Consider the following 21,192-nt stretch of genomic DNA (forward strand, 5'->3'; position numbering starts at 1 on the left):
GAATCATCCTCTCCTTACTTCACGTCATTTTCATCAAACACATCGCCACATTCAGGGCAGAACTTAGGTGGATTTGCAGGGTCTACTGGTGTCCATCCACATTTATCACATGCGTATAATAACGCTCCTGTAGGTTTTTTTGTCCCACATTCACTGCAGAACTTCCCTTTATTCACCGCTCCACATGCACATGACCAACCTTCTTCAACCGGTTTTGCCGTCCCACAATTCGAACAGAACTTCCCAGTATTTTCATGACCACATGTACATGTCCATGAATTATCTTCTTTTGCTGATTGATTTTGCCTATCCGCTTGAGCCATTTGTGCTTGCTTATTTTGTTCATTCATTTGATAAAGCTGACTAGCATTAATGCCACCTGCTTGTGCCGCCATGTTCATGCCCATAAATCCTGTCATTGCACCCGCCTCATTGTTGGCAGCTGCAATCATCGCTTCTGCCTGTGCCCCTGTTAAATGAGCCGCGGCCATTCCAGGGTCACGCATTACAGCACTGCGTTGAAGTTGCTTAATCATAGCCTCATCTTCTTCTGATGCTTTTAGTGTACTAATACCAAAAGACACAACAGCTAATCCGCGTGTTGCAAGCCATTTCTCCGATAATACTTTGTTAAGAGCCTCTGCTAATGCAGCAGTATGGGCAGGTATTTCACTATAGCGAACGCCGCTAGCAGAAATCTGTGCGAACGCCGGTTGTAGAGCTGTCATTAATTCTGACTTCAACTGGCTATCAATAGCAGCCCTTGTATATTCACGCTCTACATTGCCACAAACATTTGTATAGAATAGTAGTGGATCTATAATTTTATATGAATATTCGCCATGACAACGAATAGCAATATCAATATCTAAACCAATATTGCGATCAATCACACGGAAAGGGACAGGTGCAGGTGTTCCGTATTTATTCCCCACTATTTCTTTCTTATTAAAATAGTAAACTCGCTGATCTTTCGCAGGTTCTCCTCCAAATGTAAAACGTTTGCCAATTTGCTTAAAGGTCTCCATAATCCCCTGAGACAGGTCTGAGCCATACATAATTGAAGGTTCAGTTGACGTATCATAAACATACTCGCCTGATTCCGAAGAAAACTCTACGACTTTCCCCTGCTCAACGACCATCATACACTGCCCTTCGTTTATCGCAATAATAGAACCATTACTAATTATATTGTCATTCCCTTTATTGGACCCTCGTTTGGACGTGCGCTTCACACCTTTTGTCACAAGCACATCCGCCGATAATGCCTCACAATAGAAATATTCACGCCATTGATCCTCTAAAACGCCAGATAACGCGCCAATTCCCGCTTTTAATAAACCCATTTGATTTCCCACCTTCACATTGATATTTAGCTTATTTTATCATCTATAAACAATATGTAATACGCATAATCAGACAAATTGTTTCACTTTTCTTTATTCGCACATAAAAAAACGAGCAGCTCCTATGAGAACTGTCTCGTTTTCTTTTAAGAGAATGCCGCAATTGCTACAAGTACCCAAGCGATAATAAATAACATTCCACCTATGGGCGTAATCGCGCCTAGTTTTTTCACACCTGTCACGGCAAGGACATACAGGCTACCAGAAAAGAAAACAATCCCAGTAAACATTAGATATACCGCCCATGAAAGCAGACTAGAACTTCCTAGAAGCGTCTCATTTGAAAGAATACCTAAGCCGATAATCCCTAATGCATGGTACATCTGATATTGAACTGCTGTTTCCCAAATAGCTGCATAATGGGGGGATGCAAACTTATCCTTTAAAGCATGGGCCCCAAAAGCACCTAAAATAACACCAAGGCAGGCCAAAATCGCACCGAACGCTAAAAACATTTCCATTTAGGCTCTCTCCTATTTTGCCACAACGGCAATTTCTTTATATTTTGCATCCCAAGCAGGATCCACCTTACTTAAAGATACCGGACGCAATGTATCCTTACGTGCTAAAATATGTACAGACTGTGCAGTGGCCGCCACTGTACCATCCTCATGTAAAATTTCATAGCCATAGGTTGTTCGTAAGCGGTCATGCTTTTCTACCCAAGTACGAACCGTTGCCACCTGTCCGTAGTGCATCGCAGCCTTATAGGAAATCGATAAATCCATAACCGGTGATACATAACCATCTTCTTCTAACGCCGCATACTTAAAGCCCACATCACTTACAAGCTGCGTACGCCCAATCTCCATCCAAATTATATAGTTGGCATGGTAGACAACGCCCATTTGGTCTGTCTCTGCATATCGAATCTCAATCTGTTTTTCACTCACAAACATTTTCTTCACCTCGTCCTACATTATAGCGTAAAAGTATTGGTTTGGTGGGGTTTTTGCTCTATTGATTAGAAAAAGTTAATAAATTCATTTTTACAAAAATTAGAAATTAGAATCAGAAAAATATTTGGTAATAAATGTTAGTTTCCGTTTTTACCCGTTGTACCCCACTCAATTGGGGTACACTGGGGTACAAAAATTTAAAAATAAAAGATACTGGGCAGGTGCTGGAAATCAAAAATGATACCTATTTTTTAAACGAGAAAAATTTGATGTAAATGATTAAAACCAGGCACTCATCCAAGCGCCTGGTTATTAGTTTATTGCTTCTGGAATTTTACCAAAATTAAATCCTTTAAAGGATACAATTCGTAGTGACCCAGTATTTGTTTTCTCCAAATATTGAACTTTGCAATACAACCTTGGCTCTATCCACATCACTAAAATACTCGTCTATCTTTTCTACTTTTACTAATCTTATTTTGTCTTTTACCAATAATCTTTTTGAATCATAATAATCATGTGTTATGTCCTTTAATAACTTATTGAGGATCGGTAAATAAACTTTACTCATTTTCAAATTTTCAATTACAGAGAAGTCACGTTGCAATGATTGAACTGCCATTTCCAGTATTAAAAATTTATGAAATAGTCGCCGTTGTTCAGGATTCAATATACAACTCTATCCTCTCAATAAGAACGATTGTTTGTATTTTGACAAGTATTGATTTGTGGAAATAAAAAAGCCCTGGCAGGCTTTATGTATAATCAAATTATGAACACCAGTCATTTCTTTATAAACTCAAAGACTATTTGCCTCAGATTTTAAACTGTTTACGAATTCATTAATTTGTTCCATTTTTACTATTAGACATAGTGCAGGACCACATGCTGTTGCAACCAGATTATTTTTATCACCTGCATCTAATACAAAAATTAATTTATAACGAGACTCCCTTTCTCTCTCATTATCAGGAACCTGAAGAAAACCGTATTCAGGAAAGTAGTAAGTTCCATATTCAGGAATGTGATAAATACACAACCCTGGATCTTGAGGCTCTAGCATACTTAGATGTGTATTATCAAGTATTTCTGAAAATAGCAGTTTATTTCTTGAAAATGCTGATATTACTGTCCTTAATTCATATGGTCTTGAAGATCAAAATATTGCATTACTAAAATATTTTTATGAAATTAATTATCCATCGGTAACTTTAAATGCCTTTGCTGTTTCACAGAATGTAACTAACAATGATAACATTCAACCCCGTTTAGCAAATGTATTAATCAGAGTATTGATTAAAGATGCACTTAAAAAGAAAATGGGTGATAAAATAAAAAAAGAAATTGGTAAGGAAGTAAAAGATAAAATTGAGGATAAATGGATAGCTGCAGCTGAAAAAGAAATTGATAAACATGGCTATTCTAAATTCGTAGGACCAGAAGGTTCTGGGGCAAATGGAATTAGACAACGCGACCATGTTTTTGAAATTTACGGAAAAAATGGTAATTCTATCATGAGAGGACATGTAGGCCTTGAACAAAATAAAACTGTAACCAACTGGCACTACCACCTTAAATATGATGGTTTTGAATAACATCATGAACAAACACTTTTAAGACATAATAGCTTACCTGCATGGGGGACTCCGATTAAGTGAATGAACATGAAGAAGTTTTTATATTAAGCTACGGGTGTGATTTAGATCATAGTAATATTGATTATTTAGTAAAAGAACGGCTGTTACCTTTTTCTCATTGGACTAATAAGAAACGACCTAAGGAAACAGATATTTGTGTTAGATATGAGGTATTTGATATTAACCCAAAGAAACACAAACAGCTCTATTACGGCCACAAATTTTATATTAATAAAATGAGATTAGAGGCTTTCATGTATTCACTCTCTAAACTTAAAGGAAATCATGTTTATGTTCACCCTAAGGTTAGAGGGCATGTTAATGTTTATATTGATGACCTAGAGTATTCTGGCCGAGTATACCAAACATTAGTGAATGACCAAAAATTAATTTTTATAGACGAGGAATCTGAAAATAATTTCACTTTAAGAGAAAAGTTGCCCAAACTACAAAAAGATTTACACTGTCTAAAGATGCAAAGTAATATAACTTTCGAAGAGAGAGATCTGTTAGTTACTAATTGGATAAATCGCATAATTAACGAAATTAATTAAAAAAGCAATAAAATTGTTCAAAGTCTAAACTTTAAAAGTTTACTGTAAATTGGACACATTAAGCCCAGGCTCAAAATTGAGTACCTGGGCCTTTACAATTATTTTACTTCATAGAATTTTGTTATCTTGCTTTCGTTGTTATAAACGATCTTCAATCCTAGCAAACCTGCAAGCTCACGTACTTGTACATGCGTCCTACTATTTGTAATCACAGCAGGGATAGTCTTAGCATCATTAAGCATTACTTTTGCTTCTTGTGTCTCTTTTACTTCCTCTAAACCGTTCTTTATATGTAGTTTGAATTGTTCCTCTGTAATCCCCATACTCGCTAAATACAAATATGGATCTCTATGTGTCGTGCCTTTTAAATTGTCCGTAATCCAGCGGCGATACGATGAAATCCAACCATACGAGCCATGTTGTCGTAATTGTCAACAACCTGTAACATGGAACCTTGCTTAAAAGCTTTGTACATTAGGCGTCCACGACATAATGAGATCTATATCGTAAATCTTCATATGTTGTGCGACGTCTGTAAGTACTTCCAGCCATTCTAGTCCGTCGACTCGGTTGTTTCGCCCAATAGCTGCCCCTTCTCGTCCAAAGCATTTGGATTAGTAGTTGTCTTTTCTGCATCATCGCCTACAAAGAACCCTACTAATTTACTCGGTAAGCTCTTTTCGGTAGCAGCGGACAGTGCTGGATTCACTAGCTTTTCTCGTGCAGCTTCTTTTTGAGACTGTTCAAATTGTGCTTTTAAATCACGTAACTGTTTTGCTTCCTCCAATTCAGGTGGATAGCGTTTAGAAATCTCTTCTTCCAGTTTCTATGGAAGTGTTTTAGTTTCATAGGTTTTGATTGCTTCTGTCACACGAGTGTCTGCAAAGGACTGTAAATAGCTCTTACCTTCCGCATTTTCGTTCAGGAAAGTTTGAACCGATTTAAGTGTCAATGTAGACTCTTGACCGTTTATGTCATCTCCTGATGGTGGGTTTTCCGTTGGGGGAGTTCCTTCGCCACCGTCTGCAAGCATTTGAATATCTAAAGGTAATAAAGTTTTAAGATTGAATAGATTGCGTGCCATGTTTTCCTCCTTGCCCAATTTAGTTACTCTCATGAATCCCTAAACTGTTGGAAAGTTTATTTGTTCTCGTTCTTTATAGCGTCTGCGAGAATAAAGACAAAATAAAAAACCACTCAAAATGAATGGCTTTTGTAGAATTTTTTTACCCCAAAAAACTATATGAAGTTAACTTATATATCAAAAATATCACTTCTTTGATATTCTACCTTAAGGACTTTACCAATTTGATTTTCTATTTTTATACTTAACCAACTGTTGATTAAATTTCTCAAATTGAAATCAAGCTCCTTTAGATCTATAGGATTTTTATTATAAACTTTTTCAGATTCTCCGTGACGCGAGAATATACCAGTCACCTCTGTTCCATCAGAACTTGCTGTAGTGTTTGCATAGTGAGTAAAATCTCCTAAGATAAAATAATCCAAATAAGGCAAAATCTCTTTTGATAAGGTAGTACGAATTTTTTTATATTCCTTTGCATTTCTCTGAATACTTAAATCAGCAAGAATAATTTCATAGATTTTATAGGCATTTACTAAAAGATATAAATTGTCTCTGTGATATAGATATAATAGGCCAATTACTCTTCTAACTTTTTGATTATGTTTAACCATAGTTAAACAGTTAGCTAGGTATGAGTTGCTTTCCAAATCCTCTATTTGTATATTTTCGAACGGATTTACAATCTGCTCATATTCGATAAGACTTCTGCCATATACCTCTTTTCCCCTACGTAAAGCAGTATATGAATCATCAAAATTAGTCAAATAATTATCCGCTTGCAGTAAGTAATCACCCGTTAAAAGTAAACACCCATTTATTAAACGAACAAAAGACAGTGCCTTGTAGTATGCTTTTTCATAATCTTCTTCTGGCAAGTCACTAAAATGAGGCGATATTAAATAGTATGTTTCATGTTCACTATTGTCTGTAAGATACATTATATCTATATCACTCGAGAACCTTTGTCTTGCTAAACTATATGTTTTATTGTTGTTTGTTAACCCCAGATGCCACATACAACCCTCTCCTTTATTGTTACATTAATGCTATATAAATTTTAGCATAAATACCCAATAATAAAATCACTTCCAAAAAACCACGAAGAAAGGATGTAGTTTAATAAACTCTTATGATGAAAATCAACATTGAATCTAAAGCATCTGGTGTAATCGTTAGTGTTCTTTCTTTTAACATAGGTTTCCCCTCCTAAGTTGTGGTATAATGACTTATCTGACTAGCCTAGAAGGGCATAAACCAATTCGAGCTGTAGCGTCTGCAAACGCTGCAGCTTTTTTATATTTTCCATCTTAATCATATATCTAGATAATTAACTAATTTTTACACAAATTTAAATTTCTTCATCTTATTTACACGCATTTATTTTAAAAATACACCAACAATAGTTGGCGTAACACCTAATCACATAACAAAGGAGAATAAAAAATGAAAGATTTACTTGCTTCTGTTTTATCTGAGAAAAATAAGCTAAAGGGTCAAAATCATCGTTCGAGTGGGAATTTTAATACCCTATTAATTCCTTCTCTTGAAACTGAGTCATTCACATGGGAAGTTCAAGATGCAGATGGGAATGCTTTAAATGACATTACTTTTGATGTAATGCAAGATCTTTGTGCCGATATCGACCCTGTCCTTTTTAAGGGTTTAAAAAATGGTTCATCAACAGCAGGTTATGAAAGTGAAAACTCACTTTATATAGCTAACCCTACTGGAGCTTCAGAACAATTTTTAGTTAGCGTTTACGCAAATTTCAATTAATAAAATTGTGAAATGGAGGATTATAAAATGGAAAAAAAATTAATTGCTCGAGTAAAATCGCAAGATGTTCCACTTACTGGCCAAAAAAATCGATCAAGTGGGAATTTTAGTACTTTAGTACTTCCTGAAAACACCAAGTCACTTAAATGGGAAATTGAAGATGGTGACGATTATACTTTTAATGTAATGCAAGATGTTTGTGCTGGTACAGATCCTGTAATTTATAGCAATGTAATGAGTGGAAATAGAACTGAAGTAAATTCTCAAACATCACTTTATATCGCTAATCCGGATGGACCTAATGGCACTTTCTTAGTTAATGTATATGCAATAATTTAAGTCATTTTAACACCTCTACTTCTATAACAAAGCTATACTTTTTCCATGCTAAACCTACCTCGATTACCGAAATACAGTACGGTCTATTCGAGGTAGCTTTATCTTTCAACTAACCACTTTCCTCTTCCCTAGCAACCCACCAGCTCTTCACCCAATATTCCCTGCCATTTCAAGTAGCAGATGTATCGACTCTCTATTTTTGGTGCCATTCTATCGTCACCTCAGCTCTAGGCTGCTCCGAATAAAACCTACGAACATTTAATTTCAACGATTTGTGCGTCATCATGCCAGATGATTTTACTCATCCAATCCTTTTTGTCCTTAATCAGGTTATCCGCTTCGGGTTTCGTTGTAGGTCGTAATTCACCTCTAGCTATTAGAGCTCTTTTGGGTCCTGTATGGTATTTCTTCGGTGGCATTAGATCAATTAAGCTTGTAGTTTAATCGGCCCTGTAATCAATTCAGACGGCTTATTTTGCCATGCTACGAGCTTTACAAAGTCCTTACTCTTTGGTGAGTCATGTGTGACAACATTTTTACCACTTCTACTAAATCGAGGTCGTTCTTGCGGTTGTATGACTCCTGGTATTTCAAATGTGAGTACGTTCATGTTTGCCCTCCTATTCCACACAAACCATATTGGCTTGAACACATCGGAACTTCCTCCATCAGTTTCAAAAGGTCGCATTGTACTCCGCCATAAGTCGTTTTGACCATTCAACTACATCATGGATTCCATGTCCTCTGTCATCACTTGAAAGAAAGTTGCAAATCCACGCTTAGGTGCTTTTGAAACAATCTCTCCCCAGCAGCCACCCTCTCAATTTCTTCAGGGAATCGTCTAGCAATTTCGTACAGTTCTTCTTTTTTACTATTGATACATGGCATACAACCAACTCGCCCCATACCTTGTTTTTACAGTGGATTTGGCTCAATACCGTGCTTATCATGCTGCTAAAAAACGTCATATACATCCCAATTGAGTATTGGCCGATAGATTGTGTAACCTTCTGGCGTTTCCTCTGTCTCATCCATTTTAGAGATCGTCTCAAACTTTCATTCGCCCTAATTCCTTGCCAACTTATTACTTTGTCGCCAGCCTCAAAGATTGGTACATTTATTTGGTCAAACATCGGTCTAACTTTTAGTTCAACTGTACAAAACCTTGCCATTGTTGAAGGGAAACGACCTTTCCACATACATAAAAATGGATTACCTGTTGGATGCAGTACTTCTAACGCTTGCTTGATAATCTTTTCTGATACAACTTCTTTTCACCATTGGCTATAGTCAGGCTTAATTCTTGTAACAGGCCCTAGCTCTTTTTCAAGATAATCAATATATTTATAGGTTTCAGGATGTTAATGTCCCACATCCGAAAACACTACTTTAAGGTTTGGTGTATCTCTTTCGAGTGCCCGGAGCCTCTAAAATCAAAACTGAATCTTAACTGTGGAAGGGTTAAGATGGAGGGGAATTCCCAGACCGAAGTTAATAAACGTTGGCAAGAGAAGAATAAGGAGGGAGCAAAATACATTAGTGCACGATCAAGCGCGCGCAGCTTGATAAAAAATTATGCTTTAGAAGAAGATTTAGATGAGATTATGGAATTGATTTTAGAACGAAAACAAGTATTATTAGAAATGAAAATAGACCAAGACGGCATGTAGCTGTCTTGGTTTTTGTTGTTCTGTAGCCGCATTTACAATTCTTTTCTATACTATTCAAAACTAATTTCAAATACAAAAAAGAGCACCAATTTGGCACTCTATAGACTCGTAAATCTTCTTTCGTTATGGGAGAGATTGTAATAATTTGAATTAAATAAGTTTGCATTAGGTTCTTTAGTGACTTCAAAAGATATATATTTTTGCCCACCATTCTTTTCATAAGCAAAAATTAAATACTTTTCTATGACAGTACTTGTTTTTTCTTTTTCTAGTCCTCCAATTATAGCACCTAACGAACCAAAAATATTATCCCCCGCTATAGCTCCTCCAGCATTACTTACCCAGCTTTTTTGAATCTCAACATCTGTTTTTATTAGAATATCGGTAACTTTATTTATATCTAACTCGATTGTGTCTTGACCCCTCTCAAAAATGACCTTATCTGTGCATCTGTAAACAAAGGTTTCAGCACCTTCAGCAATTGGTAAACCAGCTGTATGTTTTACTTTAATACATAAATCTGCATTGAATAGTTGTTGTCGAGCTCTTGAACCAAGTACTTTACTCTCTGCATCGAATTGTTCTCTCTTTCTATTAGCTTCTCTTTCTTTGCGTGCTTTTATAGCTTTAGCACTATATTTTCTTCTATAAAGTTGAATTAAAAATCCCTCAAATAGAGCAACTAGTACTAATAAAATAGCTAAAATTATAAAGTCCGCAGCTGTATTTCCTTGGGTGTTTAAAAATATACTAGACAAACCATACACGAAATATATTCCAACCAACGAAATGATTATTAGGTGAATAACTCTTTGCATCTAATCCCTCCTCATACACAAATATACATAATTTGGGGAGAATTCACCAGAGCTGTAATAATAGTTATCATAGCTAGTTTTATTTCTTTGATATTTCAGCCGACGGAAATTGGACAATGACATTTGAATAAGTAGATAAATTGTCGTTATCTTCTAAAAAGATAGAGTTAACATATGTTCATTAAAAATGCCCAGGCTCAAATTTATGAGTACCTGGGCTTTGATAATGATGATTTTCAATCCTGCCAATTACCATTTCTCATTATTTTTAAAATTTTTCAAATGGATGTACTCATCATTTTTCATTTTCTGCCAACTACTAATAGCATTCAAAATCAGCATAAAAATTACAAATAAAATAGAACCCACCATGTAATGACCTAAGAAAAAAATAACAAACGCCGCAACCAATAACGATATCATCAATAATATCGCTAAAATATGTATTTTATTATTCTTTTTTTCATTCATACACTCAACCTCCTATTAAATATCTTTTCTGTTATTTCAATACGTTATTATGGCTTATTTTACCACATTGATAAATTTCGCATATAATTTTCCTTACTTAAATACAAAACAAATTTGATTACTTTAAAAAAATAACGATACTTATCAAACTTTATTTTGCACTAAATTGCTTTCTCCAATCCTCTAAGCTTATGAAGGGTACTGTTACACTCGGCGGCTTTTTGATTTACTAGAATTACTTAATCTCTTAAAAAATGGGCTGGCGTTGTATGGGATGCTTCGAACAAGTTTGTTCAGCACTGGCCGCTCGTAAGTATGTCTTTCCCTAATAGTTAGGTTTTTTATAAATACCAAGAGAGGAAACATTTTTCTGTCTCCAACCTCCCCTCCAGTTTACAAGAAAAGTTTTAAATACCTAATGTGTAACGAATGTAACATTTATACATCTATTACATTTGTACATGAACAAATTATAGTGTAGTCATGAATGCTATAATATTTGTATATCAGCAAACTGATGTTAAAAGCACTGAATGAATTTTCAAAAACCTCCAATTTTTAACTATATAAGGTATAATAACGTATAAAAAATACTAAATTAAACCTATTTCAAAGTGTTTAATTTAAAATATTTTGTAATTAAGGAGAATTATTGATGAAAATCCAAACCAATAATACATTAAATTATTTGAAAACTGAGGTAAATAAAAATATAAAAAATGAAAGCCTCTTAGATTTATTTGGAATTAAAAACAAAGATGAAGACGAAAATGAAAAAAATATCAAACCTAAATTCGAAACCAGATATGAAGATGGATATATACGTACATATCTTGTGAAATCGAATGGACAAAAATTAGTTAGAGTACTTGTTAAGGAGGTAAAACAAACCAAAGAAAACATGAAAGAGTCTATAGATATAGAGGATATGTTGATACAAGAGCTTGAAAAGGTATCTAATCCCCAAAAATATGAACAGAATACTTCTATTTTTGAAAAGGAAAAAAATATCTCTAAATATAAAACAGGTATTTGAGGACGAATAATATATACCATGATTAGTATTTATTATTAATTTGCGTGAAGGTTATAACTGATACCTAAATATAAATCTTATTAATTGCCACACTCTTTAATTGTGGCAATTAATTCGTAGGAGCCAAGGCCCCAATTCATGCAATCATCTTAACGATGCATGCTTAATACGTTTAATGCTTGTTGCTGATAGAGCCATGTGTAGCCCTATCCATCGCTGGGACTTGCCGTCTAACATCCAGTTCAACACTTGGACCTCTCTATCACCAGCAACTCCTTCGTTTAAATTTTGAACCTCAAAAAGCTTCTTTTCATACTCAGTAACACGTTTCCTATTTTTCGAACGTCTAATTGCATCCTGCATAATTGGATCGCCTACGCCGATTGCTGCCTTTGGTAGTGTTCTTTCTTTTAGCATAGGTTTGCCTTCAAGCTGAGCTATCATGACTTATCTGACAAGCCATCAAAGGGCATAAACCAATTCGAGCAGAAGCGTGAACATGCTACAGCCTTTCTATATGGGCACCCTTATACCCAATTGTTGTTAAATAGTCTTTTCAAGAAAGCCAATGAGTTATATGAGCAAATTATTGAATCGGCAAAGGCGCTTTATATTTAGATTTCTTCGATTTTTACTAATATGAATGGTTCTCCCCCTCATTATTTGTTCATCTGTATGCTGTATCGTCTGTAACCCGATTGTGAGCTGTCACCTTTATGTAACGCAATACATAGAATACGGATGTGGTAATTCATCACTATGTAAGTAAAGAGGTTATTGATTGAAATGACCAAAAATAATTCACTTTGGGTGATGGCCTATCTGCTGTTGCAGCAGGTTTAGCATCAAATGCTTTAAAAAAAACAAATAACCAAAATCCTCAAATCCAGTGATCAATCTAAGGTAGTAAAGGCTCTTCAAAAGCAAATAGACTATTTAATAAATGAATTAATGCAAGTTAAAAAGTCGATTACTAGAGCTTCTCCTAAACCTTAAAAGGTGACATTAAAATATAAAAAAGGAGGGTAAACCTTTGCAATACACTGTACAACCAACTTCAAACAATAGATTAATTCTCGACCTTAATAAAGCCATTAACGGCGAATATAATGCTATTCGATATTATGAACAATTGGCAAAGCTTGCTCCAAATGAGGAAGTTAAAAATCGTATACTAGAAATACAAAAAGATGAAATAAGACATTACCAAGGTTTTGTTTATACCTATACTTACCTTACAGCTCAACAACCAACTCTACAAATAAACGAAACATTGCCACAGAACTTTAAGAGTGGTATTTTAACGGCATTTAAAGATGAACAAGAAGCCGTGGAATTTTATCATCGTGTTGCTAGAGAATATAATATTCCTTATATTAGTAATCAATTCAGTTCCAATGCTTCAGATGAACAGAATCACGCAGTTTGGTTTTTATTCTTTATTAACCAATATTGATAATGAAATATTACCGACTAAATGGTCGGTTTTTTTTATTGATTATCAGGAATTACTTACAACCGCCAATCAAGATAGTGTATAACTCAACTAGTTGTTTTTACCCCATATTACACCTCGATAAAAATGGTTATTATTATTTTAAAAGTTAAAATTATACATATATAAGCACCCTTTTATAGGAATTAATGATAAAATATAAAGTGTTAAATTATCATAATTGGAGTGGTGTTTCAATGGAAAAATTCCGTGTAAGAAAATGGGTTAAATTGCACCCTCAAAAAGAGATACTAATCACAAGTGAGCACTACAAAACATTTGGGGATATTGGATTCATAAAAATAATAATTATTGCTACATATAAAGGAAAAACCTTATCTTTTGACCCTCAACTTTTTGAAATTATGCCTTCACTTCCTTCTGTAGATACTGACACACTTTCTAAAATAGTAAAGGACTACGCACAATTAGTAAGAGAACAGTATTTAAATAATAAAAAAAAGCCATCTCATTATTTTTAATACAAACCAGTTAGTATCAAAAAATTAAAGGACACTCAATATGAGCGTCCCTTGAATAATTTATTTCTTTGTCATGCTCAATGAAGTAGCTTTCCACGAATCACCAGAAACGAATGTAACTGCACCTAAACCATTTACGTATGATGCCATTGCTACAATACTGTTTGAACATGCCTTATCTAATTTCAAAACCACTCTATCAAGAGTGGTTTTTAGTCATCCTCATAATATTTGGGTTAATGTCTAAATACGCATTAATGCACCATCTGGTTTTGGTAATTCTTGAGCTGATATCTGATTCATTTTACAAAAATGTTTGAAAAATTGTTGTGCCAGCTCCCGTTCATTTGAATCACTTTTCAACGAAACTATATCAAGCAAAATTTGTGCCATCCACAAATTTTCAAAATAACGATATTTACCTGTTTTCCATATTATTTTTTCAGGGGATTTTTCGTTTATATAATATTTCCAGAAAAGTAACTGATTCGATTCTTGTTCTGTAAGCTGAATTCTGTATAAGGAATGAGCTGGAATGTATCCATCTTCACAAATTTTACCAACAAAATCTTCTTTCACCATATAGACACCTAAAATACGTCTGTCTTTTTCAGGCATTTTGGGATCTATTGCTGTTAAGACGACAGCACTATTTGGGTGCAATCGGCTCGGCTTGTTTGGCTTTCCTATGTTATTACCACTTTTCAATATTCCTGAAAAAACTTTCCACTCTGAAAAAGCACTATTCTGTTCATTTGTGTCACACCAAAAAACCATTTGAGAGGATGGATGTAGTTTATGGTTTTTCATAAGTTTTTCATGTTCCAAGCGAAGTGCCAATTTTTTTCGTTGTTGTTTTTTTTCCTCCTCCTTTTTTAGTTCCTCTTCTTTTCGTTCTTTTTCCTTTTTTTGTATAATTTCTTCAAGTAATTTAGCATCACTTTTATCATGTAATATTAGATGGTTTCCAAATACATCCGGATAAACAAACTTTTTATTTTCCGATGCGAAATGGATTTCAATACTAGAATCGTTATGCTTCACTATACTACCTATACCAAAACGCTTGTGTGTAACTTTCTTATTGATTAGATTCATTATTTTAGTCCTCCTTAAGGAATAAAAAACTTAATTACAATTAGATAGTAAATTAATAAATTTATTTTCAACTAACTTCCTTAAAAGCTCACATAATTGTTTTGATTTTTTCTTTGGCTTATAAAAGGATATTAAAAAAACGTACCCAAACTCTATCAGCAAAAAGGACTTCAGAATTCAAAAATACGATTTTAAAAATAATTGTAACATTATTATAACATTTTTTTAGTAATTCCACAAATTTATTATTGACAACTCATTTTATCATAGGTTAAAATGAAAAATTATTCTCTGAAATAGTTTAGATTTTATCTATAACTGAAGAACTGTTAGTCAGAAAAAGCCCCGGCTCAAAATTAATTGAGTACCTGGGCTTTTAAAATTTCATCGTATACCTTTAGTAATTCACTATTTGAAAGCCACCAAAATATCTCGCTGAAATCAGGTGTATCTCTATCGCAATATTTTTAAAGCTTTTATCCGTTCGTGTCAAACATACTTCATGAGTCAAAAATAAATCTGATATTTGCATTATTAATGATATTAAATACTCTTCCATAAATTTGATGACTTATTTTATTTATATATACAATTCATGTCAAATTTCCTAAAATGGTAAATAGAAGATAGATAAATCGAGGTGGAATGTATGAATAATTGTCCTAATTGTTTAGCCAATACTCCTTTTAAAAAAGTATATCGAGATGGTTTAGTATTTGTGAAATGTGAGTATTGTAATACAATTTTTGAAGATAAAACAACAACGAAAAAAACGAGAGAAGTGTCAGAGAGAATACGTAACGAAATTCAAAATGATGTGCAAAATGAAAAATCTTCAGGTAAGGTTTTCGTAATTGTAATTGGACTTATGATCCTGATTTTCATTATAGATACTTTATCTAAATTAAATTAAATGATAGCAATTTGAAAAAGAATAAAAACCCAGATACACAAGTACCTGGGTTTTCTTTAAGGAACTATATGGATCAATTTTCCCATGGTGGGTATTGTACATGAAGCTCATTTTTCATAATAAATTGCATGTAGATCATCATTTATCGCTTCTGAATTTTGTGCAAGTTCTTCATCCGTCATATAACGGTAAATTTTTTCTATTTCAAAACTTGGAAATCTATACGTTTCCAATTAGGGTCTTTTTCGTCTTTCTCATTAGGTTTTCTTACAAATTCAATACATCTTTCTTCACAAGCTCCAAATACAATAAAATTTTTTTGTGCTTGCCTTAAGGATGGAATATTAGCTCCTCCTATACCATCAGGGTCAGAAAATTGAATTCCATCATCTTCCCAAAAACAAATTTCACAAATATCATAAGTTCCGGGTGGTTCTTCGCCTAATGTTCTATATCCACAACAAGGACAAGTATATTTCATATAATTTCTCCAATACTTTTATAAGTAAATAACATCATACTTCTTTTTACTTGGCCTACCCAAATACATTTTTTCACCAAATGGACTTTTGTTCTACTGATACAAGCCCTCTCAATCTTCTAAATATGAAATGGGATATGGAGAGTAAACTACTGTATCTCCATCTTCCTCGCTTTAAAATTATGATAAAATCTGCCCCATTACTAGTTCTCTAGAATTACATTATAGCTTATTTTCTCGGCTTTTTTAAGCCTACTCGTATAATGATTTACTAGGAAGTTATACAGCCTAATGGTTAAATTTATATTTTATACATAATACACAACAAATAACCAGTAACTCATTTGAGCTTCTGGTCTTTACTTTGCTATCTGTATTCGTTTCTTCATCTGCGCCTTTAGCAAACTTTTCCTCAAAAATAATCACTTGATTCTCACCAGCTGTGACAACAATAATTTTTTATTCTCAATTTGTCTCTATACAATTCATACTAAGTTTCCTAAAATAGTAATTAGAAGAAGAGATTGAGAGATGTATGTCGTTGAATAACTGTCCTAATAGTTTAGCCAGTAATGTTTAAGAACGTTTATAAAGAGGGTTTAGTGTTAATAAAATGAGAATATTGTCATACGATTGTTGAAGACACAACCCGAAAGAAGTGACAAAGGTAAGGAGAAGGATTTATGAAAAATTGCCCTAACTGTTTAGCTACAAATTCATATAAAAAATCTCACAAAGAATATAAAGATATATATGTATGTGAATATTGTGGTGCCGTTTCAGAAGATTATACGATTATAGAAAAAGAAACTCATTTTGAATATAATCACCCAGAAATAGTCAGAGAGTCAGCAAATAGAACTTATTATTATAGAGAGGTCACTCCACCAAAATGGCCTAAAAAAATCGCTTTAATTTTGATTAGTATAATTGGATTATTGATAGTTGGCCAATCGATAGAAATGATCTTCTCAGAGGAGGAAAAACCGACAAAACAAATTTCAACCATAACGCCTGAAATGTTTCGAAAGCTCAAAATTGGTATGAGTGAAGAAACCGTAAAAGAAATCGTAGGATACGGAGCTTTGCACACAGATGAAAATAAACTTAATTATAAAGGAAAGAACGGTGTAGAAGAAAATTCTATGGTAAGTTTAGAATTTAATAATGGCAAGCTAGAAGCTATTTATGAATTCGGATTGATTACAAAAAGGAAATATTAATATGATTATCCATAAAATCATTTTTTTACAATACATATAGAATAATTTTGAGACCAAGACGGCCTTTAGCTGTCTTGGTCAGAATTTAATCTTACAAAATTTTAGAATTATTAGGAACTAGCTACTATGTATTTGTCAAAGTAATATTCAAATATCTTATAAATATCTTGTACTTCATTGATATTTACTAGAAGAAAATTTTCAACGTTTCTTACTTGGATTTCTTCTAAAGCTTTGGATTTTTCATAAGCATTTAGCAGGTCATAAAAAAATTCACAGTGGATTGAACAATGGTAACCGTCACAATACCATCCAGCATTAAATAGAAAACTTACCCAAGATATTTGACGTTGTTTATATTGTAAAAATAAACATGCCAAATAGAAATCATTTACTTCTGGAAAATTTTCAAAGGGTTCCGAATGCGCAAATTCTCTTACTATTCTTACTGCATCATTTTGAACTTTTGTTAATGATAGTTCTATAATCCAATAAGGAGGATTTTCATATTTTTCAATAATTTCGTCACAAAATAATACATAATGCTTATACGTTATTAAGCCAGATTCAATCATCTCCCCCATTTTCCAAGCAAGAGATTTGTTCAATTTAATTTGCAACATAAATCCTCCTTTAGGTTTTCACAGATTCTGTATTAACATCAGTAGCTTTAATACACTATTGTTGCATACAAAAATGCGGCATTAGTTTAAATACATTTAGCTTGTCGTACAAAAAACGACCCTCTTAATTTTCTAAATATGCTTGAATAGGATATGGATGATAAGTTCCTTTCACAATCTCCGAAATTAATTTTAACATAATTATCCATAATAAAATTACTAGAAAGAAAAAATAATGCATTAATTTTAGTAAGACTTTTTTTTGATAAGCAACTATCAAATTACTATTTCCGTTAACACACAAGCAACATTATAAGCTGATTCAACCATTTCCACTGTTAGCATTATAGTTTAGACAGCTATTTTTTAGTAGGAATAGCTGTTTTTTTCTTTCTCTCATATAACAGAACGTCCTTAGTCATTTGTAGTATCTCTAGAAAAATACTTGGCATCAATTTGATTAATAAGTGAAGAAGTTAATTCGGAATAATTCCTCATTTTTATTATTTCTTCTTTTGTTGGTTCTGGACTACGTTTAATAAAAGCTACCCATTCTTTCTCTATTTCACTAACATTCTTCCCGTATACTTCCTCTATTTTATTTGCTACATTTTTTTCGTTGTATATCTTTTCAAACTTTTCTAATCCATAAGTTTCAATTAAGTAATTAATAAATGAAGCTGAATGAATATAGCTCATCCTCATTAGGGTGAACCTTGTTTCACTTGTAATATCTGGTCGAAAATAAGAATCGTCTTGAGTTGGGTCTATTAAATTACTAATAGGTAATAATGTATTTGAATCGATAAAAGACTTCACAAACTGATTGGTATATGAGCTTTTTCCATACTTATCTTCCATGTAAGTAGCAAACCCTTCTTGCGTAAAATAGCCATTACTTGCATCAAAATTGTTGCCATAGCCTAGTATAGAATGTGTCAATTCATGAACAAGTGGATAGAAATTTGATTTAACACCATATAAATAGATTTCCGACCTCAGGCCCCAAGATAAGTCATTACCTGCATTAAGATATACTTTTATTCTCTCGGATGGAACATAATCCGTTTGAATTGAGTTTTGAATATCATGATAGGCAACTAGAAGTTCATCTTTTAATGATTCTACTTTGCTTTGTGAAATCTCGATATTTTTAATAATCTCAAAGGTTATTTTTCCATCTGGTGTCACCACGATATTATCATCATTTTTTTCTTGTTCTTTTGGAATGACTGCCTCCTGAGTACAGGCCGTTAGTAAGAGGACTAAAATAAGATAGCAGCTTCTCAACTTAAACATTTTTACCCCCTGAAAAAAATAGTATTACCCATTTATACGAACTGAAAATACAGAAGTTTCAATTATTGGCATTTATTCGAACTTTATTATAAGGCAACTAGATTAATTACACTTGAGTTTCATTTTTACAAAGAATAAAATACAAAAATGCCCAGGCTCTCATATGATGAGTACCTGAGCTTTGTCTTTTACTATAAAATTTCAAGATGGAGCATCGTTATTCTCATAGCTCAATCTAATTGGGCTATGAGAAAATAGTTGGAAATCACTCGATTTCATACTCATCATGATTGTTTATAAGTTTATACGATGAGTTGTTAAGAAATAATAGGCTTTGCAAAAACAGGATTTCTTGTCTTTTTAAACCACTGATAAAATAGTATATAGACCAGTGCAATTTCAATTAAATCTCCACCGTAGTACATAATCATAGCACCTTGCTCTGCTTGTTCAGTAGCTACATGATTAGGGGGATACGCATAAATATGTTTGGACAATATCGAATGAGCTGCTAAAGCTATCAATAAAACGATTGAACGAAAAACATAAGATAATCGATGTGGCGTTGGATCAATATAGATAAATGCACTAGTAAACAAATAGCCTGCTAGAAAAATATGCATGTGAATCAGTATATATAAAATCGAGCTTTCGTGCATCATGCTAAAAAGCGGCGTAGTATAGAGAAGCCATAAACCACCTACATTCAGAATCGTTGCTATGATCGGGTTGGACACAAATTTAAAGTAAGAGGTACTGAGTATTCGTGAAATAAAACGGGCCTTTTTCACAGGAATAGTTCTTAAAAATAAGGTAATAGGTGCCGATAATGCTATAAGTAGTGGTGCTAGCATTCCAAGCAATAAATGACCCACCATATGGGCTGAAAAATTAACATGTGCAAGCTCTGCTAATGGACCCATTAATGTTAATATGGCACATACATGTCCAAGAATCCCACATAATGTACGAATATAAGGCCACTGTTTTTTATGTTGATTTGAGAGCTTGACTGCCACGATATAAGAAATCAAAGAAATGAAAAATGGGATAACTACTATTAGCTGTACAATGACAGAAAGATTTTGGATGTGAGTTTCATGTGAATGCAAAGATGGTACCTCCTTATTGATTAGTTTTAAATAATAAGGCCATACCAATAATAATTAAAATAGCCGCTAGCACATTCCAAACTATATCATAGGGGACAATATCGACATCATATCGTATTTGATGTAGCCTCATGAATTTATGTTGAATGATACCATCGTATAGTTGAAATGTTCCTGAACCTAGAAAAATACCTCCAAGCCACCTTTTTAACCAAAACCCATGTTTTCGATGAAGATCTGCCAGTAAAAAAGCAGAGCCAATTGTGGCGAAAAAGCTAAAGGCATGAAACAATCCATCAGAGACTAATCCAATATTAGCCGTAGATTTATCATAGAAATGATGCCAATGTAATAATTGATGAAAAATTACTTCGTCTATAAATGCTACTGCACCAAAGCCAAATAATATGCCGGTCCACATATTACGTTTCCCATACTGAAAACGATTTTCGTGTGTATGATGGTTAACCTCATTCATTTTTGATATATCCAACCCATTCACCTCCATCTAGATTTTTATTAGTTTAACCATGAAACAAAAGAATCTAAACCATTTTATGTAATCAATTCCTTTGTTTATGGTGTGTAGAAAACCACCAAAAGGATTTGCATGCATGTGCAAGAGCAAAGCATCTTTAGGTTATTTTTTTCTTAGCTGCATTCTATCGCAACAGACATTTACCTACATAGGGTCTAAAAATATTGGATTCATCCCTTAACTCACCACTTACTGTTGCTTCGCGGTGAAACTTAGTTTGTCCTTTAAAAGACAT

General features: G+C 33.5%; 29 protein-coding genes. 10 read left to right on the forward strand and 19 right to left on the reverse strand.

Annotated features, from left to right (window positions below; genetic code table 11):
• Nucleotides 1-14: 14 nt before the first annotated feature.
• From AC3CH7_RS08760 to AC3CH7_RS08775, 4 genes are all read right to left on the reverse strand, one after another.
• Nucleotides 15-1,346 (reverse strand): SPFH domain-containing protein, encoded by a 1,332-nt coding sequence (locus AC3CH7_RS08760; RefSeq protein WP_031416084.1) that lies wholly within the window; start codon nucleotides 1,344-1,346, stop codon nucleotides 15-17.
• Nucleotides 1,347-1,492: 146 nt separating this feature from the next.
• A complete protein-coding gene (locus AC3CH7_RS08765; protein ID WP_012294707.1) occupies nucleotides 1,493-1,867 on the reverse strand; it encodes a DUF423 domain-containing protein in 375 nt (124 codons plus the stop codon).
• 12 nt (nucleotides 1,868-1,879) lie between these two features.
• Entirely contained in the window at nucleotides 1,880-2,305 is a 426-nt protein-coding gene (locus tag AC3CH7_RS08770) for an acyl-CoA thioesterase (protein ID WP_031416085.1), read from the reverse strand.
• Nucleotides 2,306-2,657: 352 nt separating this feature from the next.
• Nucleotides 2,658-2,975, reverse strand: coding sequence for a YhjD family protein (locus tag AC3CH7_RS08775; protein ID WP_488381692.1), 318 nt, complete (start codon nucleotides 2,973-2,975; stop codon nucleotides 2,658-2,660).
• 613 nt (nucleotides 2,976-3,588) lie between these two features.
• Here AC3CH7_RS08775 and AC3CH7_RS08780 point away from each other — a divergent pair.
• Nucleotides 3,589-3,900, forward strand: coding sequence for a YpjP family protein (locus AC3CH7_RS08780; protein ID WP_488381790.1), 312 nt, complete (start codon nucleotides 3,589-3,591; stop codon nucleotides 3,898-3,900).
• A 59-nt stretch (nucleotides 3,901-3,959) separates the two neighbouring features.
• Nucleotides 3,960-4,496 (forward strand): hypothetical protein, encoded by a 537-nt coding sequence (locus AC3CH7_RS08785; RefSeq protein WP_099806208.1) that lies wholly within the window; start codon nucleotides 3,960-3,962, stop codon nucleotides 4,494-4,496.
• A 98-nt stretch (nucleotides 4,497-4,594) separates the two neighbouring features.
• Here AC3CH7_RS08785 and AC3CH7_RS08790 read toward each other — a convergent pair whose 3' ends face one another.
• The 4 genes from AC3CH7_RS08790 to AC3CH7_RS08805 form a co-directional block, all read right to left on the reverse strand.
• The gene (locus AC3CH7_RS08790) at nucleotides 4,595-4,834 is read right to left on the reverse strand and encodes a hypothetical protein (protein ID WP_180276638.1); all 240 of its coding nucleotides are present in this window, start codon (nucleotides 4,832-4,834) and stop codon (nucleotides 4,595-4,597) included.
• Between the two features lie 215 nt (nucleotides 4,835-5,049).
• Nucleotides 5,050-5,319 (reverse strand): capsid assembly scaffolding protein Gp46 family protein, encoded by a 270-nt coding sequence (locus AC3CH7_RS08795; protein ID WP_488381791.1) that lies wholly within the window; start codon nucleotides 5,317-5,319, stop codon nucleotides 5,050-5,052.
• A 3-nt stretch (nucleotides 5,320-5,322) separates the two neighbouring features.
• Entirely contained in the window at nucleotides 5,323-5,580 is a 258-nt protein-coding gene (locus AC3CH7_RS08800; protein ID WP_257216294.1) for a hypothetical protein, read from the reverse strand.
• A 170-nt stretch (nucleotides 5,581-5,750) separates the two neighbouring features.
• Complete coding sequence (locus AC3CH7_RS08805; RefSeq protein WP_031417203.1) at nucleotides 5,751-6,599, reverse strand: hypothetical protein; 849 nt, start codon at nucleotides 6,597-6,599, stop codon at nucleotides 5,751-5,753.
• Nucleotides 6,600-7,026: 427 nt separating this feature from the next.
• Between AC3CH7_RS08805 and AC3CH7_RS08810 the strand changes: the two genes are divergently transcribed.
• Both AC3CH7_RS08810 and AC3CH7_RS08815 read left to right on the forward strand, forming a co-directional pair.
• Complete coding sequence (locus AC3CH7_RS08810) at nucleotides 7,027-7,359, forward strand: hypothetical protein (protein WP_031417202.1); 333 nt, start codon at nucleotides 7,027-7,029, stop codon at nucleotides 7,357-7,359.
• 27 nt (nucleotides 7,360-7,386) lie between these two features.
• Nucleotides 7,387-7,698 carry a hypothetical protein gene (locus AC3CH7_RS08815; RefSeq protein ID WP_031417201.1) on the forward strand — a complete coding sequence of 104 codons (312 nt, stop codon included), beginning with the start codon at nucleotides 7,387-7,389 and terminating at the stop codon, nucleotides 7,696-7,698.
• Between the two features lie 248 nt (nucleotides 7,699-7,946).
• On the opposite strand, the gene AC3CH7_RS08820 is transcribed toward AC3CH7_RS08815, so the two are convergent.
• Nucleotides 7,947-8,117 carry a RusA family crossover junction endodeoxyribonuclease gene (locus tag AC3CH7_RS08820; protein ID WP_289448928.1) on the reverse strand — a complete coding sequence of 57 codons (171 nt, stop codon included), beginning with the start codon at nucleotides 8,115-8,117 and terminating at the stop codon, nucleotides 7,947-7,949.
• An 8-nt stretch (nucleotides 8,118-8,125) separates the two neighbouring features.
• The gene (locus AC3CH7_RS08825) at nucleotides 8,126-8,308 is read right to left on the reverse strand and encodes a RusA family crossover junction endodeoxyribonuclease (protein WP_236249535.1); all 183 of its coding nucleotides are present in this window, start codon (nucleotides 8,306-8,308) and stop codon (nucleotides 8,126-8,128) included.
• A gap of 856 nt (nucleotides 8,309-9,164) precedes the next feature.
• Here AC3CH7_RS08825 and AC3CH7_RS08830 point away from each other — a divergent pair.
• A complete protein-coding gene (locus AC3CH7_RS08830) occupies nucleotides 9,165-9,368 on the forward strand; it encodes a hypothetical protein (RefSeq protein WP_036216442.1) in 204 nt (67 codons plus the stop codon).
• Between the two features lie 98 nt (nucleotides 9,369-9,466).
• Here the strand turns inward: AC3CH7_RS08830 and AC3CH7_RS08835 are convergent, their stop codons facing one another.
• Nucleotides 9,467-10,186: a hypothetical protein gene (locus tag AC3CH7_RS08835; protein ID WP_036216446.1), complete on the reverse strand. Its 720-nt coding sequence runs from the start codon at nucleotides 10,184-10,186 to the stop codon at nucleotides 9,467-9,469.
• Between the two features lie 249 nt (nucleotides 10,187-10,435).
• Entirely contained in the window at nucleotides 10,436-10,657 is a 222-nt protein-coding gene (locus AC3CH7_RS08840) for a hypothetical protein (RefSeq protein ID WP_036216449.1), read from the reverse strand.
• 655 nt (nucleotides 10,658-11,312) lie between these two features.
• Here AC3CH7_RS08840 and AC3CH7_RS08845 point away from each other — a divergent pair.
• Nucleotides 11,313-11,693, forward strand: coding sequence for a hypothetical protein (locus tag AC3CH7_RS08845; RefSeq protein ID WP_099806212.1), 381 nt, complete (start codon nucleotides 11,313-11,315; stop codon nucleotides 11,691-11,693).
• A 144-nt stretch (nucleotides 11,694-11,837) separates the two neighbouring features.
• Here AC3CH7_RS08845 and AC3CH7_RS08850 read toward each other — a convergent pair whose 3' ends face one another.
• A complete protein-coding gene (locus AC3CH7_RS08850; RefSeq protein ID WP_235616129.1) occupies nucleotides 11,838-12,110 on the reverse strand; it encodes an SGNH/GDSL hydrolase family protein in 273 nt (90 codons plus the stop codon).
• Between the two features lie 616 nt (nucleotides 12,111-12,726).
• Between AC3CH7_RS08850 and AC3CH7_RS08855 the strand changes: the two genes are divergently transcribed.
• Nucleotides 12,727-13,149, forward strand: coding sequence for a ferritin-like domain-containing protein (locus tag AC3CH7_RS08855; RefSeq protein WP_031416121.1), 423 nt, complete (start codon nucleotides 12,727-12,729; stop codon nucleotides 13,147-13,149).
• Between the two features lie 236 nt (nucleotides 13,150-13,385).
• Nucleotides 13,386-13,670 carry a hypothetical protein gene (locus AC3CH7_RS08860; protein ID WP_036216456.1) on the forward strand — a complete coding sequence of 95 codons (285 nt, stop codon included), beginning with the start codon at nucleotides 13,386-13,388 and terminating at the stop codon, nucleotides 13,668-13,670.
• A 243-nt stretch (nucleotides 13,671-13,913) separates the two neighbouring features.
• Here AC3CH7_RS08860 and AC3CH7_RS08865 read toward each other — a convergent pair whose 3' ends face one another.
• The gene (locus AC3CH7_RS08865; RefSeq protein ID WP_012294729.1) at nucleotides 13,914-14,768 is read right to left on the reverse strand and encodes a hypothetical protein; all 855 of its coding nucleotides are present in this window, start codon (nucleotides 14,766-14,768) and stop codon (nucleotides 13,914-13,916) included.
• Between the two features lie 649 nt (nucleotides 14,769-15,417).
• On the opposite strand from AC3CH7_RS08865, the gene AC3CH7_RS08870 reads away from it, so the two are divergent.
• Nucleotides 15,418-15,681, forward strand: coding sequence for a hypothetical protein (locus AC3CH7_RS08870; protein ID WP_012294730.1), 264 nt, complete (start codon nucleotides 15,418-15,420; stop codon nucleotides 15,679-15,681).
• A gap of 199 nt (nucleotides 15,682-15,880) precedes the next feature.
• Here the strand turns inward: AC3CH7_RS08870 and AC3CH7_RS08875 are convergent, their stop codons facing one another.
• Nucleotides 15,881-16,162 (reverse strand): CPCC family cysteine-rich protein, encoded by a 282-nt coding sequence (locus tag AC3CH7_RS08875; RefSeq protein ID WP_207974157.1) that lies wholly within the window; start codon nucleotides 16,160-16,162, stop codon nucleotides 15,881-15,883.
• Between the two features lie 683 nt (nucleotides 16,163-16,845).
• Between AC3CH7_RS08875 and AC3CH7_RS08880 the strand changes: the two genes are divergently transcribed.
• Nucleotides 16,846-17,385: a hypothetical protein gene (locus AC3CH7_RS08880; RefSeq protein ID WP_036216464.1), complete on the forward strand. Its 540-nt coding sequence runs from the start codon at nucleotides 16,846-16,848 to the stop codon at nucleotides 17,383-17,385.
• A gap of 110 nt (nucleotides 17,386-17,495) precedes the next feature.
• On the opposite strand, the gene AC3CH7_RS08885 is transcribed toward AC3CH7_RS08880, so the two are convergent.
• From AC3CH7_RS08885 to AC3CH7_RS08900, 4 genes are all read right to left on the reverse strand, one after another.
• Entirely contained in the window at nucleotides 17,496-18,005 is a 510-nt protein-coding gene (locus AC3CH7_RS08885) for a hypothetical protein (protein ID WP_197149619.1), read from the reverse strand.
• A 417-nt stretch (nucleotides 18,006-18,422) separates the two neighbouring features.
• Nucleotides 18,423-19,307: a peptidase MA family metallohydrolase gene (locus AC3CH7_RS08890; RefSeq protein WP_281487100.1), complete on the reverse strand. Its 885-nt coding sequence runs from the start codon at nucleotides 19,305-19,307 to the stop codon at nucleotides 18,423-18,425.
• A gap of 317 nt (nucleotides 19,308-19,624) precedes the next feature.
• Nucleotides 19,625-20,419 (reverse strand): cytochrome c oxidase assembly protein, encoded by a 795-nt coding sequence (locus tag AC3CH7_RS08895; RefSeq protein ID WP_488381693.1) that lies wholly within the window; start codon nucleotides 20,417-20,419, stop codon nucleotides 19,625-19,627.
• Nucleotides 20,420-20,432: 13 nt separating this feature from the next.
• Nucleotides 20,433-20,897, reverse strand: coding sequence for a DUF2243 domain-containing protein (locus AC3CH7_RS08900; RefSeq protein ID WP_012294741.1), 465 nt, complete (start codon nucleotides 20,895-20,897; stop codon nucleotides 20,433-20,435).
• Between the last annotated feature and the right edge of the window lie 295 nt (nucleotides 20,898-21,192).

It is taken from the genome of Lysinibacillus sp. F12 (assembly GCF_057773605.1).

What these genes read in the sequence shown, in the direction of transcription:
- AC3CH7_RS08760 (WP_031416084.1), bottom strand. Translation starts at nt 1,346, where the DNA reads ATGGGTTTATTAAAAGCGGGAATTGGCGCGTTATCTGGCGTTTTAGAG.
- AC3CH7_RS08765 (WP_012294707.1), bottom strand. Translation starts at nt 1,867, where the DNA reads ATGGAAATGTTTTTAGCGTTCGGTGCGATTTTGGCCTGCCTTGGTGTT.
- AC3CH7_RS08770 (WP_031416085.1), bottom strand. Translation starts at nt 2,305, where the DNA reads ATGTTTGTGAGTGAAAAACAGATTGAGATTCGATATGCAGAGACAGAC.
- AC3CH7_RS08800 (WP_257216294.1), bottom strand. Translation starts at nt 5,580, where the DNA reads ATGGCACGCAATCTATTCAATCTTAAAACTTTATTACCTTTAGATATT.
- AC3CH7_RS08805 (WP_031417203.1), bottom strand. Translation starts at nt 6,599, where the DNA reads ATGTGGCATCTGGGGTTAACAAACAACAATAAAACATATAGTTTAGCA.
- AC3CH7_RS08810 (WP_031417202.1), top strand. Translation starts at nt 7,027, where the DNA reads ATGAAAGATTTACTTGCTTCTGTTTTATCTGAGAAAAATAAGCTAAAG.
- AC3CH7_RS08815 (WP_031417201.1), top strand. Translation starts at nt 7,387, where the DNA reads ATGGAAAAAAAATTAATTGCTCGAGTAAAATCGCAAGATGTTCCACTT.
- AC3CH7_RS08820 (WP_289448928.1), bottom strand. Translation starts at nt 8,117, where the DNA reads ATGCCACCGAAGAAATACCATACAGGACCCAAAAGAGCTCTAATAGCT.
- AC3CH7_RS08825 (WP_236249535.1), bottom strand. Translation starts at nt 8,308, where the DNA reads ATGAACGTACTCACATTTGAAATACCAGGAGTCATACAACCGCAAGAA.
- AC3CH7_RS08830 (WP_036216442.1), top strand. Translation starts at nt 9,165, where the DNA reads ATGGAGGGGAATTCCCAGACCGAAGTTAATAAACGTTGGCAAGAGAAG.
- AC3CH7_RS08835 (WP_036216446.1), bottom strand. Translation starts at nt 10,186, where the DNA reads ATGCAAAGAGTTATTCACCTAATAATCATTTCGTTGGTTGGAATATAT.
- AC3CH7_RS08840 (WP_036216449.1), bottom strand. Translation starts at nt 10,657, where the DNA reads ATGAATGAAAAAAAGAATAATAAAATACATATTTTAGCGATATTATTG.
- AC3CH7_RS08845 (WP_099806212.1), top strand. Translation starts at nt 11,313, where the DNA reads ATGAAAATCCAAACCAATAATACATTAAATTATTTGAAAACTGAGGTA.
- AC3CH7_RS08850 (WP_235616129.1), bottom strand. Translation starts at nt 12,110, where the DNA reads ATGCTAAAAGAAAGAACACTACCAAAGGCAGCAATCGGCGTAGGCGAT.
- AC3CH7_RS08860 (WP_036216456.1), top strand. Translation starts at nt 13,386, where the DNA reads ATGGAAAAATTCCGTGTAAGAAAATGGGTTAAATTGCACCCTCAAAAA.
- AC3CH7_RS08865 (WP_012294729.1), bottom strand. Translation starts at nt 14,768, where the DNA reads ATGAATCTAATCAATAAGAAAGTTACACACAAGCGTTTTGGTATAGGT.
- AC3CH7_RS08870 (WP_012294730.1), top strand. Translation starts at nt 15,418, where the DNA reads ATGAATAATTGTCCTAATTGTTTAGCCAATACTCCTTTTAAAAAAGTA.
- AC3CH7_RS08875 (WP_207974157.1), bottom strand. Translation starts at nt 16,162, where the DNA reads ATGAAATATACTTGTCCTTGTTGTGGATATAGAACATTAGGCGAAGAA.
- AC3CH7_RS08880 (WP_036216464.1), top strand. Translation starts at nt 16,846, where the DNA reads ATGAAAAATTGCCCTAACTGTTTAGCTACAAATTCATATAAAAAATCT.
- AC3CH7_RS08890 (WP_281487100.1), bottom strand. Translation starts at nt 19,307, where the DNA reads ATGTTTAAGTTGAGAAGCTGCTATCTTATTTTAGTCCTCTTACTAACG.
- AC3CH7_RS08900 (WP_012294741.1), bottom strand. Translation starts at nt 20,897, where the DNA reads ATGAATGAGGTTAACCATCATACACACGAAAATCGTTTTCAGTATGGG.